Below are 14,960 nucleotides of genomic sequence, written 5' to 3'. Positions count from 1 at the left end.
CTTAGTCCACGTGGTAGTTGGGCGCTTCCTTGGTGATCTGCACGTCATGGACGTGCGATTCGTTCAGGCCGGCGCCCGTGATCTGCACGAACTCTGCCTTCGCATGGAGTTCGTCGATCGTGCGGCAACCGCAGTAGCCCATCGAGGCACGCACGCCGCCGATCATCTGGAACAGGATCGCGTTGATCGGGCCCTTGTACGCGACGCGACCTTCGATGCCTTCCGGCACGAGCTTGTCGATGTTCGCCGAGTTGTCCTGGAAGTAACGGTCAGCGGCGCCGTCCTTCATCGCACCGACCGAACCCATGCCGCGGTACGACTTGTACTGGCGGCCCTGGAACAGGAACACGTCGCCCGGCGATTCTTCGGTGCCTGCGAACATGCTGCCCATCATCACCGCGTTCGCGCCGGCTGCCAGCGCCTTCGAGACGTCGCCCGAGTAACGCACGCCGCCGTCGGCGATGCACGGCACACCGGTGCCCTTGAGCGCTTCCGCGACGTTCGAGATCGCCGTGATCTGCGGCACGCCCACGCCTGCGACGATACGCGTCGTGCAGATCGAACCCGGGCCGATACCGACCTTCACGCCGTCCGCACCGTATTCGACCAGCGCACGCGCGGCGTCCGCCGTCGCGATATTGCCGCCGATGACTTCAACGTGCGGGAAGTTCTGCTTGACCCAGCGAACGCGCTCCAGCACGCCCTTGCTGTGGCCGTGCGCCGTATCGACGACGATGACGTCGACGCCCGCCTGCACCAGCAGTTCGACGCGCTCTTCGTTGTCCGCACCGACGCCGACTGCCGCGCCTGCGCGCAGCTTGCCGTGTTCGTCCTTACAGGCGGCCGGGTGTTCGGTCTGCTTGGTGATGTCCTTAACGGTCATCAGGCCGCGCAGTTCGAAGGCGTCGTTGACGACCAGCACGCGCTCGAGGCGGTGGCTGTGCATGAGCGATTTGGCTTCGGCCAGCGGCGTGCCTTCCTTGACGGTGACGAGGCGCTCGCGCGGCGTCATGATCGAGCGCACGGGCTCGTCAAGACGGGTTTCGAAGCGCAGGTCGCGGTTCGTGACGATACCGACGAGTTGCGCGCCTTCCACGACCGGGAAGCCCGAGATGCCATGTTGCTGGGACAGCGCAATGACGTCCGCGACCTTCATCTGCGGCGGCACGGTGATCGGATCGCGCACGACGCCCGACTCGAAACGCTTCACCTTTGCGACTTCACGCGCCTGTTCGGCCGGCGTGAGGTTCTTGTGGACGATACCGACGCCGCCTTGCTGCGCCATGGCGATAGCAAGACGCCCTTCCGTGACGGTGTCCATCGCGGCCGAGACGAGCGGAATGTTCAGGGAGATGTTGCGGGTCAGCCGGGTCTTCAGGCTGGTGTCGCGCGGGAGAACGTCGGAAAAGGCGGGAACGAGGAGCACGTCATCGAACGTGAGTGCTTTCTGGATCAGACGCATGGCAAATCCTATAGGCGCAAAAGCAGATTATACGGGATAGCGCCCTGGAAATCATCAGTGCGTACAGTAGCTTAGCGCCGATTTCGGGATTTTTTTGAATTCCGGAGGCCACCGGGAAGGCACGCCAGGCCCCGGTTTCCGACCCGAATTTCTATTCATTTCGCAAGGATCGGGCGATGCTCCGTGAAAGCGCGCCGTGCAGAATTGAACAAGACGCCTGCGCATTGTCGCGGTTAAGCTGCGTGCCACTGAATGGGTATCACTGATTTGCGGAGGCAATGGAAATGCAGCGTGGTGTGTTGTACGGCGTGCTCGCCGGAGCGTTATGGGGAACGGTGTTCTTGGTGCCCCGGCAACTGGCGGAATTTTCGCCCCTGCTCCTGAGCGCCGGACGCTACGTGATGTACGGGCTGATATCGCTGGCTGCCCTGCTGCCGATGCTCAAGCGCGTCTGGCCGCGCCTCACGCGTGAAGACCTTGTCGCACTCGTGAAGCTGGCGCTGATGGGCAACCTGCTCTACTACCTGTTTCTGGCCAGCGCGATTCACCTCGTGGGCATCGCGCCGGCGTCGCTGATCGTCGGCGTGCTGCCCGTGACGGTCACGCTGCTCGGGCGCGCGGATCATGGCGCGGTGCCCCTCTCGAAGCTGGTCTGGCCGCTCGCGCTGATCGCGGCAGGTATCGTGTGCATCAACGTCGATGTATTTACGGCGTCCGCCAGCGCGGGCGACTCCGCGGGCACGTTCACCAAGATCGCGGGGATTGGCTGCGCAGTCGGCGCGCTGATGTGCTGGACGTGGTTCGCCGTGGAGAACTCGCGCTATCTGCAGCGCAATGCACATTTCAGCGGCAACGAATGGTCAGTGTTGTGGGGCGTGGTGACGGGCGCGCTCGGCGGGCTGCTGTGGCTCGTGATTCTCGTGCTGCCGGCGGGCACCGCGCAGGAGACGGTCGCCGACGGGCGCTGGACCACCTTCTGGCAACTCAATCTGGTGCTGGCGATTGGCGCGTCGTGGCTCGGCAACGGTCTGTGGAACGCCGCCGCCAAGCGGCTGCCGCTCACGCTATCCGGTCAGATGATCGTGTTCGAAACGCTGTTCGCCCTGCTCTACGGCTTCGTGTACGACCATCGTCTGCCGCGCGGGCTGGAGATCGCGGCCATCGTGCTGCTGGTGGTGGGGGTGAGCTGGTCGGTGCGCCAGCATGCGGGCGGTCCCGAGGACACGATGCACGGCGACGGCATCGTGCCGCAAGGCGATCTTCCCGGCATCGGGCAAGCGCAGAAGATCCATCGCAACGAAAACGGCGCCGAGCGGCGCCGCGCAGCGAACTGACTGCGTAATTGAGCACTGATTAGCGCAAGCTCAGCGCGAATCCTTGTTCTGCCACTTGCGCCCCTCGATCGAACCCGCCTTGCGGGTTTTGTCGACGCGGCGCTGGCGTGCGAGCTTGGGGTCCACAACCAGCGGCCGGTAGATCTCCACCCGGTCGTGATCGGCGAGTCCGGCGTCGAGCGGCTTGAGCTTGCCATACACGCCCACCTTCAGTTTCGTCAGATCGATCTCGGGATGACGCGTCAATATGCCGCTGGCGTCGATGGCCTGCTGCACCGTGGAACCGGCCGGCAACTGCACGTCGATGACCGTCTGCACATCGGGCAACGCGTAGCAGACTTCGATGGACAGGCTGCTGGAGGACAGATTCGCGCTCATGGTCAGGCCTTGCCGTAACGCTGATCGGCGCGTTTCACGAAAGAATCTACAAACGTGTTCGCGATGTGATGAAACACCGGCCCGATGATCTTTTCGAGAATGATGTTAGAAAACTCGTAGTGCAGCGCGAACTCGATCTTGCAGGCGTCCGCGCGCAGCGGCGTGAAGCGCCACGACCCGGTGAACTTCTTGAAAGGGCCGTCGGTGAACTCCATATCGATACGTTCGGGGCGCTTCTGCACGTTACGCGTGGCGAAGTGCTGCTTGATGCCCTTGAAGTTGATATCGATCTTCGCCTCCATACCGGTTTCGTCCTTGCGGCGAACCTCGACGCCGCCGCACCAAGGCAGGAAGTTGGGATAGTCGTCGACGTCGGTGACGAGGTCGAACATCTGTTCCGCCGAATGGCGAATCAACACGGTTTTCTGGACATCCGCCATAAATTGCGCAATGCGATGCAAGGGTGAAGAGGCGCAGCGGGCTTTCGCTGGCCCGCTTTGCTAAAATCGTAATTTTAAACGAGTTGGGCGTTTCCCATTTTCCTATGAGCATCATCGACAACAGAAAAGCCTTCTTCGATTACTTCATCGAAGAGCGCCACGAGGCGGGGCTCGTGCTCGAAGGATGGGAGGTCAAGGCCATGCGCGCCGGGCGAGCCAACATCAAGGAAGCCTACGTCATCATCAAGGATGGCGAGCTGTTCCTGATCGGCACGCACATCAGCCCGCTGCCGGAAGCCTCGACGCACATCCATCCGGACGCCACGCGCACCCGCAAGCTGCTGCTGCACCGCGAGGAAATCGACAAGCTGATCGGCAAGGTCGAGCAGCGCGGTTTCACGCTGGTGCCGCTGAACTTCCACTACAAGGGCGGTCGCGTGAAGTGCGAAATCGGCCTTGCCAAGGGCAAGAAGCTGCATGACAAGCGCGAAACCGAGAAGCAGCGCGACTGGCAGCGAGAGAAGGCGCGCCTGATGCGCAATCCCACTTGAGCGCGCAGGCATGACAAAGGGCGGCCCGGGCCGCCCTTTTGTCGATCTGGCACTTCTGAAACGCCAGAGAACGCGCTCAGACGCCCTTGGACGAATCGCGGCTCATCTGGGTCTCCTTCATGCCTGTGCGGTTCACGATCGTCAGCGCCGAAGCAATCATCGAGCTCAGATCGCTCATATTGCCCGGCACGATCAATGTATTACCCTGCTTCGCCAGGTTGCCGAAGGCTGTCACGTATTGCTCGGCGACCTTCAGGTTCACCGCATCCATGCCACCCTGCGCCTGGATCGAATTGCCGATCTTCTGGATCGCTTGAGCGTTGGCCTCCGCCACCGCCAGAATCGCCGCCGCCTGGCCCTGCGCCTGGTTGATCGCGGCCTGCCTCTCGCCTTCCGACTTCTGGATCGCCGCTTCGCGCGCGCCCGCCGCGAGGTTGATCTGCTCCTGCTTGCGCCCTTCCGAGGCCGCGATCAGCGCGCGCTTCTCGCGCTCGGCCGTGATCTGCGCCTGCATCGCGTGAAGAATTTCCTTCGGCGGCGTCAGATCCTTGATCTCGTAGCGCAGCACCTTCACGCCCCAGTTCGACGCCGCTTCGTCGAGCGACGACACCACGCTATGGTTGATGAAATCGCGCTCCTCAAAGGTCTTGTCGAGTTCGAGCTTGCCGATCACCGAGCGCAGCGTGGTCTGCGAGAGCTGCGTGATTGCGAACACGAAGTTGCTCGATCCATATGACGCCTTCATCGGATCCGTCACCTGGAAGTACAACACGCCGTCCACCTGCAGCTGCGTGTTGTCGCGCGTGATACAGATCTGGCTGGGCACGTCGAGCGGGATTTCCTTGAGCACGTGCTTGTAGGCCACGCGGTCGATGAACGGCAGAACGATCGTGAGCCCCGGCGTGAGCGTGCCGTGATAGCGGCCCAGCCGCTCCAGCACCCACGCATGCTGCTGCGGCACGATCTTGACGGTCTTCGAGATCAAGACGATGACGATCACGAGCAGAATCAGCCCGACAACTGGTACTTGCATGCGCTTCCCCTTGTTTTGATTCGACCGCTCTGGAACGTTGATGCGACTTACGCGTGATGCGCGCCCGCCACGATAAGGCAACTGCCGCGTACGGCCTTGATCTGATAGAGGTGGGCGTCTTCGGGCTCGCCGGGCGCGAGTTCGACGTCCCATTCGGCGCCGCGATACATGGTGCGCGCGCGGCCTTCATGCCAAGCGGCCACCGTGAGCGTGGAGCCAATATCGAGATTCACGCCGGGGTCGCTCGATGCATCGACCATGCGGCGCTTGCGTCCGAAGCGCGAGCGCCGCAGCGCGATCACGGCTACCAGCGCCACCAGCGCGGCGATCGCGAACTGCGCGTCGAGCGGCGCGCCCAACTCGAACGCGAGCGCGCCAGCCAGAAAGCCCAGCGCGATCATCAGCAGATAGAAGGTGCCGGTCATCAGCTCGGCCACGATCAGCACGCCCGCGCCGATCCACCAGAACAAACCATGCGGACCCACAGCGACCTCCCAAAGTAAAACACCCCGGATAGACCGGGGTGTTATAGCACGAAGCTGACACTCATTTCCGCCGCGTGCGAGCGCGCAATGCAAGCTGCATCAAGCCTCGTGCGCGGCGGCTATTTCGCGCTTACTTCACGCTCACTTCGCTTGCGCCTTCGCCAGCGCCTGCCACGTTTCGACCACCGTGTCGGGGTTCAGCGAGATCGACGCGATGCCTTCTTCCGCGAGCCATTGAGCGAAGTCCGGATGATCGGACGGCCCTTGACCGCAGATGCCGACGTACTTGTTCAGGCGAAGGCAGGTTTCGATCGCGCGCTTGAGCAGGAACTTGACGGCCGGATCGCGTTCGTCGAAGTCGGCGGCGAGCAGTTCCATGCCCGAATCCCGGTCGAGGCCGAGCGTGAGCTGCGTGAGGTCGTTCGAGCCGATCGAGAAACCGTCGAAGTACTGCAGGAACTCTTCGGCCAGAATCGCGTTGGTCGGCACTTCGCACATCATGATCAGGCGCAGGCCGTTTTCGCCGCGCTTCAGACCGTACTTCGCCAGCAGCGCGACCACGCGCTCTGCCTGCTTGAGCGTACGCACGAACGGCACCATGATCTCGACGTTCGTGAGACCCATCTCTTCACGCACGCGCTTGAGCGCCAGGCACTCCATTTCGAACGCCTGCGCGAAGTCGTCGGCGATGTAACGCGATGCGCCGCGGAAGCCCAGCATCGGGTTTTCTTCGTCCGGCTCGTAGCGCGAACCGCCGATCAGCTTCTTGTACTCGTTCGACTTGAAGTCCGACATACGCACGATGACGGGCTTCGGATAGAACGCCGCGCCGATCGTGGCGATGCCTTCCGTGAGCTTGTCGACGTAGAACGCACGCGGCGACGCATGACCGCGCGCCACGCTCTCGACCGCCTTCTTCAGGTCCGCGTCGATGTTCGGATATTCGAGGATCGCCTTCGGGTGAACGCCGATGTTGTTGTTGATGATGAATTCGAGACGCGCGAGACCCACACCGGCGTTCGGCAACTGCGAGAAGTCGAACGCGAGTTGCGGATTGCCGACGTTCATCATGATCTTGACCGGAATAGCCGGCAGCTCGCCACGCTGGACTTCGCTCACTTCGGTTTCCAGCAGACCGTCATAGATGCGGCCTTCGTCGCCTTCCGCGCACGAAACCGTCACCAGCGCGCCGTCCTTCAGCACGTCGGTTGCGTCGCCGCAGCCCACCACGGCCGGCACGCCCAGCTCACGCGCGATGATCGCCGCGTGGCAGGTGCGGCCGCCACGGTTCGTGACGATCGCCGCTGCGCGCTTCATCACCGGCTCCCAGTTCGGGTCGGTCATGTCGGCAACCAGCACGTCGCCCGGCTGCACGCGTTCCATTTCGGACGGGTCGTGAATCACCTTCACGCGGCCCGCGCCGATCTTCTGGCCGATGGCGCGACCCGTTGCGAGCACCTGCGACTGGCCCTTGAGCTTGAAGCGCTGCTCGGCTTTGCCGCCGGCCTGGCTCTTCACCGTCTCCGGACGCGCCTGGAGAATGAAGATCTTGCCGTCGAGGCCATCCTTGCCCCACTCGATGTCCATCGGACGCTGATAGTGCTTTTCGATGATGACGGCGTACTTGGCCAATTCGATCACGTCTTCATCGGTGATCGAGAAGCGGTTGCGCTGCTCGTGCGAAACGTCGACCGTCTTCACGCGGCCCGGCTCGCCCGGCTGCGTGAATTCCATCTTGATGAGCTTCGAGCCGATCGAGCGGCGGATGATCGGCGCCTTGCCTTGTGCGAGCGTGGTCTTGAAGACGTAGAACTCGTCCGGATTCACGGCGCCCTGCACCACGGTTTCACCGAGACCGTAGCTCGACGTGACGAAAACGGCGTCCTTGAAGCCCGATTCCGTGTCCAGCGTGAACATCACGCCGGCTGCGCCTCGGTCCGAGCGGACCATACGCTGCACGCCAGCCGACAGCGCGACTTCAGCGTGAGTGAAACCCTTGTGGACGCGATAGGAAATGGCGCGGTCGTTGTAGAGCGACGCGAACACGTGCTTGAGGCGGTCGAGCACGTCTTCGACGCCCACCACGTTCAGGTAGCTTTCCTGTTGACCGGCGAACGATGCATCGGGCAGATCTTCTGCCGTTGCCGACGAGCGCACGGCAAACGACAGCTCGGACGGCGAGCCGGCCTGCAGCGTGTCGAAGCCGGCGCGGATGTCCGCTTCCAGCTTCGGCTGCAGCGGCGCATCGACGATCCACTGACGGATTTCCTTGCCGGCCTCAGCCAGCGCCTTGACATCGTCGACGTCGAGCGTTTCCAGACGAGCGGCGATCCGTTCGGTCAGGTTGTTGTGCTTCAGGAAGTCGCGGAAGGCGAGCGCAGTCGTGGCGAAGCCCGTGGGCACGCGCACGCCGGCTTCAGCCAGCTGGCTGATCATTTCGCCGAGCGAGGCGTTCTTGCCGCCCACGATCTCAACGTCGGTCATCCGCAACTGCTCGAAAGGCACTACATAAGCCTGATCCTTGGCAACGGTGTTAGTCATACAAGCCCCTAAGTGTGAAAAAAATTCACGGCTGCGCAAGTGGGCTCGAACGCGAGTCACCCATTGGGGCGATTTCGCGTCTTGCGCAACCTGTTGGAGAAGCAATCGCCGAGGCTCCATGGGGCTGGAGCAGGCTTGAGGAAAAGCAGGGAGATGCGCGCGATTGCAGGAAGTTATACAGAATCGCTGCAAGTTGACGCCAGTTTGAGCCACGATGGACTCCGCTTTGGCGCGGTTGCACTGCAATTGCTTATCCAACAGGTTGCCGCTATTCTACCGTGCCGACTACGGAAAATGTGTCAGTCGGCGAGAAACGCGCGCCGGAATCGTCCCACAGCGGTCCGCCCAGCGCCTACCGGGCTTTCCAACCCGTCACGAGCGCACCAGCAGCTCACGTACCCAGCCTCAACCGATGCCGCCTACCGTATTCATCGTCTCCGACGGTACCGGGATCACTGCCGAAACGTTCGCGCATTCGATCCTGTCGCAGTTCGACCAGAAATTCCGCCTTGTGCGCGTGCCCTTCGTCGATTCTTCGGACAAGGCTTATGCCACCGCCGAAAAGATCAACGAAGCCGCGGTACAGGAAGGCCGTCGCCCGATCGTCTTCACGACGCTGGTGGACAGCAGCTCGAACGAGATCGTCAAACGCGCGAACGCGCTCGTGCTCGACATGTTCCAGACCTTTGTGGAACCGCTGGAGCAGGAACTGGAGCTGAAGTCGAGCCACGCCATGGGCCGCGGCCACCAGAACGCGGACACGGACGAATACAAGAATCGTATCGAGGCGATCAACTTCTCGCTCGCGCACGACGACGGCCAGTCCGACCGCAATCTCGCCGACGCCGACGTGATCCTGGTGGGCGTGTCGCGCAGCGGCAAAACGCCGACCAGCCTGTATCTGGCGATGCAATACGGCGTGAAGGCGGCGAACTATCCGCTGATTCCGGACGATTTCGAACGCGGCAAGTTGCCAACTTCGCTGCTGCCGCACCGCTCGAAGATTTTCGGGCTGTCGATCGATCCGCAGCGTCTGACGGAGATCCGTAACGAACGGCGTCCCGGCAGCAAGTATGCGGCGCTGGAAAACTGTCGCTACGAGGTCAACGAAGCCGAAGCGATGATGCGCCGCGAAGGCATCAAGTGGCTCTCGTCGACGCACAAGTCGATCGAGGAAATCGCCACGACGATCCTGCAAGAGATCCGCATCGACAAACCCGCGTACTAATCGCGGTTTGCAACAAAAAAGGCCTGCGATTGTTCATTCGCAGGCCTTTTTGCTTTACGCGGCGCGTCAGGTCAACGTGCGTGACGCTGCTGCCGGCATTGCTCGAACACGCACACCGCCGCCGCCGCCGCTACATTGAGCGACTCCATGCCGCCCGGCTGCGGAATCGTCACGCGCAGCGCCGCCGCGTCGCGCCACACCTGCGATACGCCCGCGCCTTCGTTACCGAATACCCAGGCGACCTGCCCCGTCAGATCGGCTTCGTCGATGGCCTTTGCGCCGTGCGAATCGGTGATGACGACCGGCACGCCGAGCATGTCGATCAGCGCCTGCGGCTCGACGTTCTCGTAGACCTTCAGCAGAAAATGCGCGCCCATCGCCGAGCGCAGCACCTTGGACGACCACGCGTAAGCCGTGCCCGGCGTGCAGAACACCCGTTCGATGCCGGCCGCCGCCGCGCTGCGCAGGATCGAGCCGACATTGCCTGCGTCCTGCAGACCGTCCAGCACGATACAGGTCGAGTCGACGCGCTGCGGCAGGCTCGCCTCGGGCATATCGACGAGCAGCAACATGCCCGCGCCGTGCACGACGTTGGATAGCTGGCCGAACAAGGCATCGGGCAATGTAATGACGCGGCGCTCGTCGACGCGCGCGACGATATCCTGCGCCTCTTCGTGGCCGAGTGCGCCTTCAGTGACGACGCAATATTCCGGCTGCGCGCCGCCATCGAGCCAGGCGCTCGCGAGGTGGAACCCTTCGAGCAGGGCCTGATGGGCACGCCGCTGTTGATGCGTCGAGCCGGCCAGCGCCTTGAGGCGCTTGTAGAGCGGATTGTCGCGCGAGGTAATGGCTTTCACGGGCAGGCCTGGCGAATCGAATGTTGATCGGTAAAAAGGAAAACGGCGCCGCACGAGGCGGCGCCGGATAAGTTCGGCAAGCGCATCGGCAAGCTCAGGCGGATACGATCACGCCATGCAGCTCATAGGCTTCGCGCACAGGCGCAAACGAGCGCCGATGATGTGCGCACGGGCCATGCGCGCGCAGCGCCGCCAGATGCTGTGGCGTGCCGTAACCGGCATGCGCGTCGAACCCGTAGGCGGGAAACGCCGTATGCAGCTCCAGCAGCATGCGGTCACGCGTGACCTTCGCAATGATCGAAGCCGCCGAGATCGCCGGGACCAGCGCGTCGCCGCCGATCACGGCTTCGCTGCGCACCGGCAGGACCGGGCAACGGTTGCCATCGATCTTCGCAAGCGTCGGCGTCACGCTCAGGCCCTCGACGGCGCGGCGCATCGCCAGCATGGTCGCGTGCAGGATATTGAGCGTGTCGATTTCCTCGACGCTCGCTTTGGCAACGCACCAGGCGAGCGAGCGTTCGACGATCAAGTCGTAGAGCGCGTCGCGCGACTTCGCAGTCAGCGCCTTGGAGTCGTCAAGACCTGCGATCGGACGCGCCGGATCGAGAATCACAGCCGCCGCGACCACGGGACCGGCCAGCGGTCCGCGCCCTGCTTCGTCTACGCCGCAGATGATGTCTTCAGGCGATTCGAACAGCAGGCCAGCCTGCTCCGCAAGCTGTAGACGAATGGCGCGTTTTTGCGCGGCCTGCGAAGGCGCTTTAGCCTTTGCAGCCTTGGTACGTTTGGTGATCCCCTCGCTCATGCCCGACCCTTGCGGCTTTCCAACACGCGCGCGACCACTTCGGCCGCGCGCTCCTGGGTGTTCTGACGCAGCGTGTGATGCATCTGCGTGAACACTTCGGTGAGCGTGCGCCGGTTTGCCTCGTCGTGCAACTGCGTGAGCGTGGCATCCGCGAGCGCTTCAGGCGTGGCGAAATGCTGGAGGATTTCCGGCACCACGAAGCGCCCTGCAAGAATATTGGGCAGCCCCACGTAAGGCAGATAGCCCTGACGGCGCATGATCTGCCCGGTGAGCCAGGGCACCTTGTACGAGATCACCATCGGCTTCTTGAGCAGCGCCGCTTCCAGCGTGACCGTGCCGCTTTTTACGAGAATCGCGTCGGCGGCCGTCATCGCGAGTTGCGACTGACCGTCGACGATCGTGAGCGCAAGCCCTTGATGCTGGCTCGCCAGCTCCTGCAACTGTGCATGAATCGCAGGCGTGGCCGCCGGCATCACGAAGCGCAGACCCGGTTCGCGCTCCTGCATGATCTGCATGGCGTCGAAAAACGTCGGGCCGATCAGGTTGATCTCGGAACGGCGGCTGCCGGGCAGCACCGCGATAATCGGGCCGCCATCGGGCAAGCCGAGCGCCCGGCGCGCGCCCGGCACGTCCGGCTCAAGCGGGATGTCGTCGGCGAGCGGATGACCCACGTAGGACGCCGCCACGCCGGCTTTTTCCAGGATCGCGGTCTCGAACGGGAACACGCAGAGCATGTGATCCACGGACTTCTGGATCTTCTTGATGCGCCCGCCCCGCCACGCCCAGATCGACGGACAGACGAAATGGATGGTGGGAATGCCGGCTTCGCGCAACGAATGTTCGAGGCCGAAGTTGAAATCCGGCGCGTCCACACCGATAAAAACATCGGGTTGCTCCGCAAGCAGCTGATGCTTCAACTCACGGCGGATGCGCAGGATTTCGGGAATATGCTTGAGAGCCTCGACGTAGCCGCGCACCGTGAGCTTGTCCATCGGCCAGTGCGCGTCGAAACCGACGGCCTGCATGCGCGGGCCGCCGATTCCGTAGTACTGCGCCGTATCCGGCAGCTTGCTGGTCAGCCCCTTGAGCAGCGACGATGCGAGCAGGTCGCCGGACGGTTCGCCAGCAACCATCGCGAGGCGCAACGGATGGGTTTGCAACGCCATCGTTTAACGGATGATGCCGCGCTGCGACTGCTCGACGAAGCTGAGCAGCGCCTTCACGTGCACGTCGCCGTCGCCGCCGGCCTGGGCGAGTTCGGCCAGTTGCAGCTTCGCTTCCTCAAGCGACAGGCTGTTCTTGTAGAGCGTGCGGTAAGCCGCGCGCAGCGCCGAGATCGCGTCGGGCGAGAAGCCGCGGCGGCGCAGACCTTCGACGTTAATGCCGTGCGGCACCGCCTTGTTGCCCGCGGCGATCACGAACGGCGGCACGTCCTGCACGAGCGCCGAAGCGCCGCCCACCATCGCGTGCGCGCCGATGCGCACGAACTGGTGCACGCCCGTCATGCCGCCGACGATCGCGTAATCGTCGACGATCACGTGCCCCGCGAGCTGCGCGTTGCTCGACATGATGATGTTGTTGCCCAGACGACAATCGTGCCCGACGTGCACGTAGGCCATGATCCAGCAGTCGTCGCCGATCGACGTGACGCCGGTGTCCTGCACCGTGCCCGTGTGCAGCGTCGTGAATTCGCGGATCGTGTTGCGGTTGCCGATCACGAGCTTCGTGGGTTCGCCGCGGTACTTCATGTCCTGCGGGCGGCCGCCGATCGAGGCGTAGTGACCGATGGAATTGTCTTCGCCGATCGTCGTGTGGCCTTCCAGCACGCTATGCGAGCCGACCTGGGTGCGTGCGCCGATGGTGACATTCGCACCGATCACCGCATAAGGGCCGATCTCGACCGATTCGTCAACTTGCGCGCCCGGCTCGACGATCGCAGTGGGATGGATCCTGCTCATTCGTCATGCTCTCCGATTCTGTTGTCGTGCCGAGGCGCCTGCAGGCGCGCTGCGGCACGCGAGGCGCAATTTACTGCGCCGCGTCCATTTTCTTGACGGTGCACATGAGTTCCGCCTCACACGCGACCACGCCGTCCACGTCGGCTTGCGCCTTGAACTTCCAGATGCCGCGCATGTAGCGCTCGAACGTCACGTTCAGGATCAGCTGGTCGCCCGGCTCGACCACGCGCTTGAAACGCGCGCCGTCGATACCGACGAAGTAGTACAGCGTGTTCTCATGGTCCTGCTCTTCTTCCGAGAACGTCAGCAGCGCGGCGGTCTGCGCCAGCGCTTCGAGGATCATCACGCCCGGCATCACCGGACGCTGCGGGAAGTGGCCCGTGAAAAAGGGCTCGTTGATCGTCACATTCTTCAACGCCTTGATGCTCTTGTGCGGCTCAAGTTCGAGAACCCGGTCCACCATCAGGAACGGATAACGGTGCGGGAGCAGCGTGAGGATCTTGTGGATGTCGAAGTTGAGTTTTTCGATGTTCATGGTGTTTCTGCTCACGCAGGAATTGCGTGTCACTTTCGATTGCGTCGCCCGAAGCGGCTGCCTGCGCAAAGCGGCGATAACCCTGCCGGTCAAAACTGCCCTGCGCTGCCCTGCGGCTCGCGCTTGAGGCGCAGTATGCGCCACGCGCGCGACTTCGGGCATGCGGATTCCCCCGGGCATGTGGACGAGGCGCGCGGCCAGGTTCACCTTGCACGAGGCTCGGCCCGGCATGCGGCGTGAAAGCCGCGATGCCAGACCCGTTTTCTTATGCGTCGCCCTGCGGTTTCTTGGCGACGGCGGCTTCGAGTGCACGGATGCGGTCGCGCAGCTTGTCGATATTGCGCAACAGCGCGGCGCTCTTGTTCCAGTCGCCGTGCTCCACGGCGGGGAACGCGCTGGTGTAGATGCCGGCCTTCGGCAGCGACTTCGACACGCCCGACTTCGCCGTGACGATCACGTAGTCGCCCAGCGTGACGTGTCCGGCGACGCCGACCGCGCCGCCAATCATGCAATGCTTGCCGATCGTGGTGCTGCCCGCGATACCGGCGCAACCGGCGATCACGGTATACGCACCGATCCTGCAGTTGTGGCCGATCTGCACGAGGTTATCGATCTTCACGCACTCCTCGATGATCGTGTCGGCCATTGCGCCGCGATCGATCGTGGTGTTCGCGCCGATTTCGACGTCCGGCCCGATCGACACGCCACCCACCTGCGGAATCTTGACCCAGCTACCGGTGCGCGCGTCGCCTTGGCCGGTGAAATCGGGGGCAAAACCAAAACCATCGGAACCGATCACCGCGCCCGCATGCACGATGGCGCGCGCGCCGATCTTGCAGCCGTGGTAGACGGTCACGCCCGGATAGAGATGCGAGCCCTCGCCCACTTGGGTGCCGCGGCCGATCACGACGTTGGCGTCCAGACGCACGCTCTCGCCGATCACCGCGCCCGCTTCCACCGTTACATTCGGACCAATCACGGCGCTGGCCGCAACCTTGGCCGTCGCGTCGATGTGCGCGCTGGCGTGCACACCCGGCTGCACTTTCGGTGCGGCGAGGTCGATGAACGCCTGCGCGACGCGCGCGAAATAAGCATACGGATTGGGTGTGACGATGAAGTTGCGAGCGTCGCGCGAAGCGAGTTTCGCCAGATCCTCGGGACTGATAAGGACCGCGCCCGCGCGGGTCGTTTCGACCTGCGAGAGATACTTCGGATTGGCAAGGAAAGCCAGTTGCTGCGGACCCGCCTGGTCGAGCGGCGCGAGCGAGCCGACGCGTTGCGTCGCATCGCCCACCACCTCGCCGCCGAACTGGGCGGCGATTGCCTCAAGCGTAAATGCCATGCGCGTGCTGC

15 protein-coding genes are annotated in these 14,960 nt (G+C 63.3%); 3 read left to right on the top strand and 12 right to left on the bottom strand.

Annotation, left to right across the window (positions count from 1 at the left end):
• Window position 1: 1 nt before the first annotated feature.
• Window positions 2–1,462 (bottom strand): IMP dehydrogenase, encoded by a 1,461-nt coding sequence (guaB, locus tag F4827_RS06990; protein ID WP_183723150.1) that lies wholly within the window; start codon window positions 1,460–1,462, stop codon window positions 2–4.
• A gap of 284 nt (window positions 1,463–1,746) precedes the next feature.
• Here guaB and F4827_RS06985 point away from each other — a divergent pair, with 284 nt between their 5' ends.
• On the top strand, window positions 1,747–2,796 hold the full coding sequence (locus tag F4827_RS06985; RefSeq protein ID WP_183723408.1) for a DMT family transporter: 1,050 nt from the start codon (window positions 1,747–1,749) through the stop codon (window positions 2,794–2,796).
• A gap of 30 nt (window positions 2,797–2,826) precedes the next feature.
• Here F4827_RS06985 and F4827_RS06980 read toward each other — a convergent pair whose 3' ends face one another.
• Window positions 2,827–3,174, bottom strand: coding sequence for an RnfH family protein (locus F4827_RS06980; protein ID WP_183723148.1), 348 nt, complete (start codon window positions 3,172–3,174; stop codon window positions 2,827–2,829).
• A gap of 2 nt (window positions 3,175–3,176) precedes the next feature.
• Window positions 3,177–3,614, bottom strand: a complete 438-nt coding sequence (locus F4827_RS06975) for a type II toxin-antitoxin system RatA family toxin (protein WP_027814808.1) — start codon at window positions 3,612–3,614, stop codon at window positions 3,177–3,179.
• A 104-nt stretch (window positions 3,615–3,718) separates the two neighbouring features.
• Here F4827_RS06975 and smpB point away from each other — a divergent pair, with 104 nt between their 5' ends.
• The gene (smpB, locus tag F4827_RS06970; RefSeq protein WP_183723146.1) at window positions 3,719–4,165 is read left to right on the top strand and encodes an SsrA-binding protein SmpB; all 447 of its coding nucleotides are present in this window, start codon (window positions 3,719–3,721) and stop codon (window positions 4,163–4,165) included.
• Window positions 4,166–4,241: 76 nt separating this feature from the next.
• On the opposite strand, the gene F4827_RS06965 is transcribed toward smpB, so the two are convergent.
• The 3 genes from F4827_RS06965 to ppsA form a co-directional block, all read right to left on the bottom strand.
• The gene (locus F4827_RS06965) at window positions 4,242–5,198 is read right to left on the bottom strand and encodes an SPFH domain-containing protein (RefSeq protein WP_183723144.1); all 957 of its coding nucleotides are present in this window, start codon (window positions 5,196–5,198) and stop codon (window positions 4,242–4,244) included.
• 47 nt (window positions 5,199–5,245) lie between these two features.
• Window positions 5,246–5,683, bottom strand: a complete 438-nt coding sequence (locus tag F4827_RS06960; protein ID WP_183723142.1) for an NfeD family protein — start codon at window positions 5,681–5,683, stop codon at window positions 5,246–5,248.
• A gap of 141 nt (window positions 5,684–5,824) precedes the next feature.
• Window positions 5,825–8,224, bottom strand: coding sequence for a phosphoenolpyruvate synthase (gene ppsA, locus F4827_RS06955; RefSeq protein ID WP_183723140.1), 2,400 nt, complete (start codon window positions 8,222–8,224; stop codon window positions 5,825–5,827).
• 412 nt (window positions 8,225–8,636) lie between these two features.
• Between ppsA and F4827_RS06950 the strand changes: the two genes are divergently transcribed.
• Window positions 8,637–9,452 carry a pyruvate, water dikinase regulatory protein gene (locus tag F4827_RS06950; RefSeq protein ID WP_183723138.1) on the top strand — a complete coding sequence of 272 codons (816 nt, stop codon included), beginning with the start codon at window positions 8,637–8,639 and terminating at the stop codon, window positions 9,450–9,452.
• Window positions 9,453–9,523: 71 nt separating this feature from the next.
• Here the strand turns inward: F4827_RS06950 and F4827_RS06945 are convergent, their stop codons facing one another.
• The 6 genes from F4827_RS06945 to lpxD all read right to left on the bottom strand — a co-directional run bounded on the left by F4827_RS06945 (window position 9,524) and on the right by lpxD (window position 14,949).
• Window positions 9,524–10,309 (bottom strand): RNA methyltransferase, encoded by a 786-nt coding sequence (locus F4827_RS06945; RefSeq protein WP_183723136.1) that lies wholly within the window; start codon window positions 10,307–10,309, stop codon window positions 9,524–9,526.
• Window positions 10,310–10,403: 94 nt separating this feature from the next.
• On the bottom strand, window positions 10,404–11,114 hold the full coding sequence (gene rnhB, locus F4827_RS06940) for a ribonuclease HII (RefSeq protein WP_183723134.1): 711 nt from the start codon (window positions 11,112–11,114) through the stop codon (window positions 10,404–10,406).
• Window positions 11,111–12,280 (bottom strand): lipid-A-disaccharide synthase, encoded by a 1,170-nt coding sequence (gene lpxB, locus F4827_RS06935; protein WP_183723132.1) that lies wholly within the window; start codon window positions 12,278–12,280, stop codon window positions 11,111–11,113. The genes rnhB and lpxB overlap by 4 nt, the downstream gene beginning before the upstream one ends.
• A 3-nt stretch (window positions 12,281–12,283) precedes the next feature.
• Window positions 12,284–13,072, bottom strand: coding sequence for an acyl-ACP--UDP-N-acetylglucosamine O-acyltransferase (gene lpxA / locus F4827_RS06930; RefSeq protein WP_183723130.1), 789 nt, complete (start codon window positions 13,070–13,072; stop codon window positions 12,284–12,286).
• A 70-nt stretch (window positions 13,073–13,142) separates the two neighbouring features.
• Window positions 13,143–13,607: a 3-hydroxyacyl-ACP dehydratase FabZ gene (gene fabZ, locus F4827_RS06925; protein ID WP_167055848.1), complete on the bottom strand. Its 465-nt coding sequence runs from the start codon at window positions 13,605–13,607 to the stop codon at window positions 13,143–13,145.
• Between the two features lie 265 nt (window positions 13,608–13,872).
• Entirely contained in the window at window positions 13,873–14,949 is a 1,077-nt protein-coding gene (gene lpxD / locus F4827_RS06920; protein ID WP_183723128.1) for a UDP-3-O-(3-hydroxymyristoyl)glucosamine N-acyltransferase, read from the bottom strand.
• Window positions 14,950–14,960: the final 11 nt, after the last annotated feature.

The organism is Paraburkholderia bannensis (genome assembly GCF_014200455.1).
Taxonomy (GTDB): Bacteria; Pseudomonadota; Gammaproteobacteria; order Burkholderiales; family Burkholderiaceae; genus Paraburkholderia; species Paraburkholderia bannensis_A.
The sequence above is the reverse complement of the archived record's forward strand: the minus strand, read 5'-3'. Positions and strand labels throughout refer to the sequence as shown.

Coding starts and splice junctions, on each gene's coding strand:
- F4827_RS06985 (WP_183723408.1), top strand. CDS start 1,747: ATGCAGCGTGGTGTGTTGTACGGCGTGCTCGCCGGAGCGTTATGGGGA.
- fabZ (WP_167055848.1), bottom strand. CDS start 13,607: ATGAACATCGAAAAACTCAACTTCGACATCCACAAGATCCTCACGCTG.
- F4827_RS06965 (WP_183723144.1), bottom strand. CDS start 5,198: ATGCAAGTACCAGTTGTCGGGCTGATTCTGCTCGTGATCGTCATCGTC.
- F4827_RS06950 (WP_183723138.1), top strand. CDS start 8,637: ATGCCGCCTACCGTATTCATCGTCTCCGACGGTACCGGGATCACTGCC.
- ppsA (WP_183723140.1), bottom strand. CDS start 8,224: ATGACTAACACCGTTGCCAAGGATCAGGCTTATGTAGTGCCTTTCGAG.
- smpB (WP_183723146.1), top strand. CDS start 3,719: ATGAGCATCATCGACAACAGAAAAGCCTTCTTCGATTACTTCATCGAA.
- lpxB (WP_183723132.1), bottom strand. CDS start 12,280: ATGGCGTTGCAAACCCATCCGTTGCGCCTCGCGATGGTTGCTGGCGAA.
- guaB (WP_183723150.1), bottom strand. CDS start 1,462: ATGCGTCTGATCCAGAAAGCACTCACGTTCGATGACGTGCTCCTCGTT.
- F4827_RS06980 (WP_183723148.1), bottom strand. CDS start 3,174: ATGAGCGCGAATCTGTCCTCCAGCAGCCTGTCCATCGAAGTCTGCTAC.
- lpxD (WP_183723128.1), bottom strand. CDS start 14,949: ATGGCATTTACGCTTGAGGCAATCGCCGCCCAGTTCGGCGGCGAGGTG.
- lpxA (WP_183723130.1), bottom strand. CDS start 13,072: ATGAGCAGGATCCATCCCACTGCGATCGTCGAGCCGGGCGCGCAAGTT.
- F4827_RS06975 (WP_027814808.1), bottom strand. CDS start 3,614: ATGGCGGATGTCCAGAAAACCGTGTTGATTCGCCATTCGGCGGAACAG.
- rnhB (WP_183723134.1), bottom strand. CDS start 11,114: ATGAGCGAGGGGATCACCAAACGTACCAAGGCTGCAAAGGCTAAAGCG.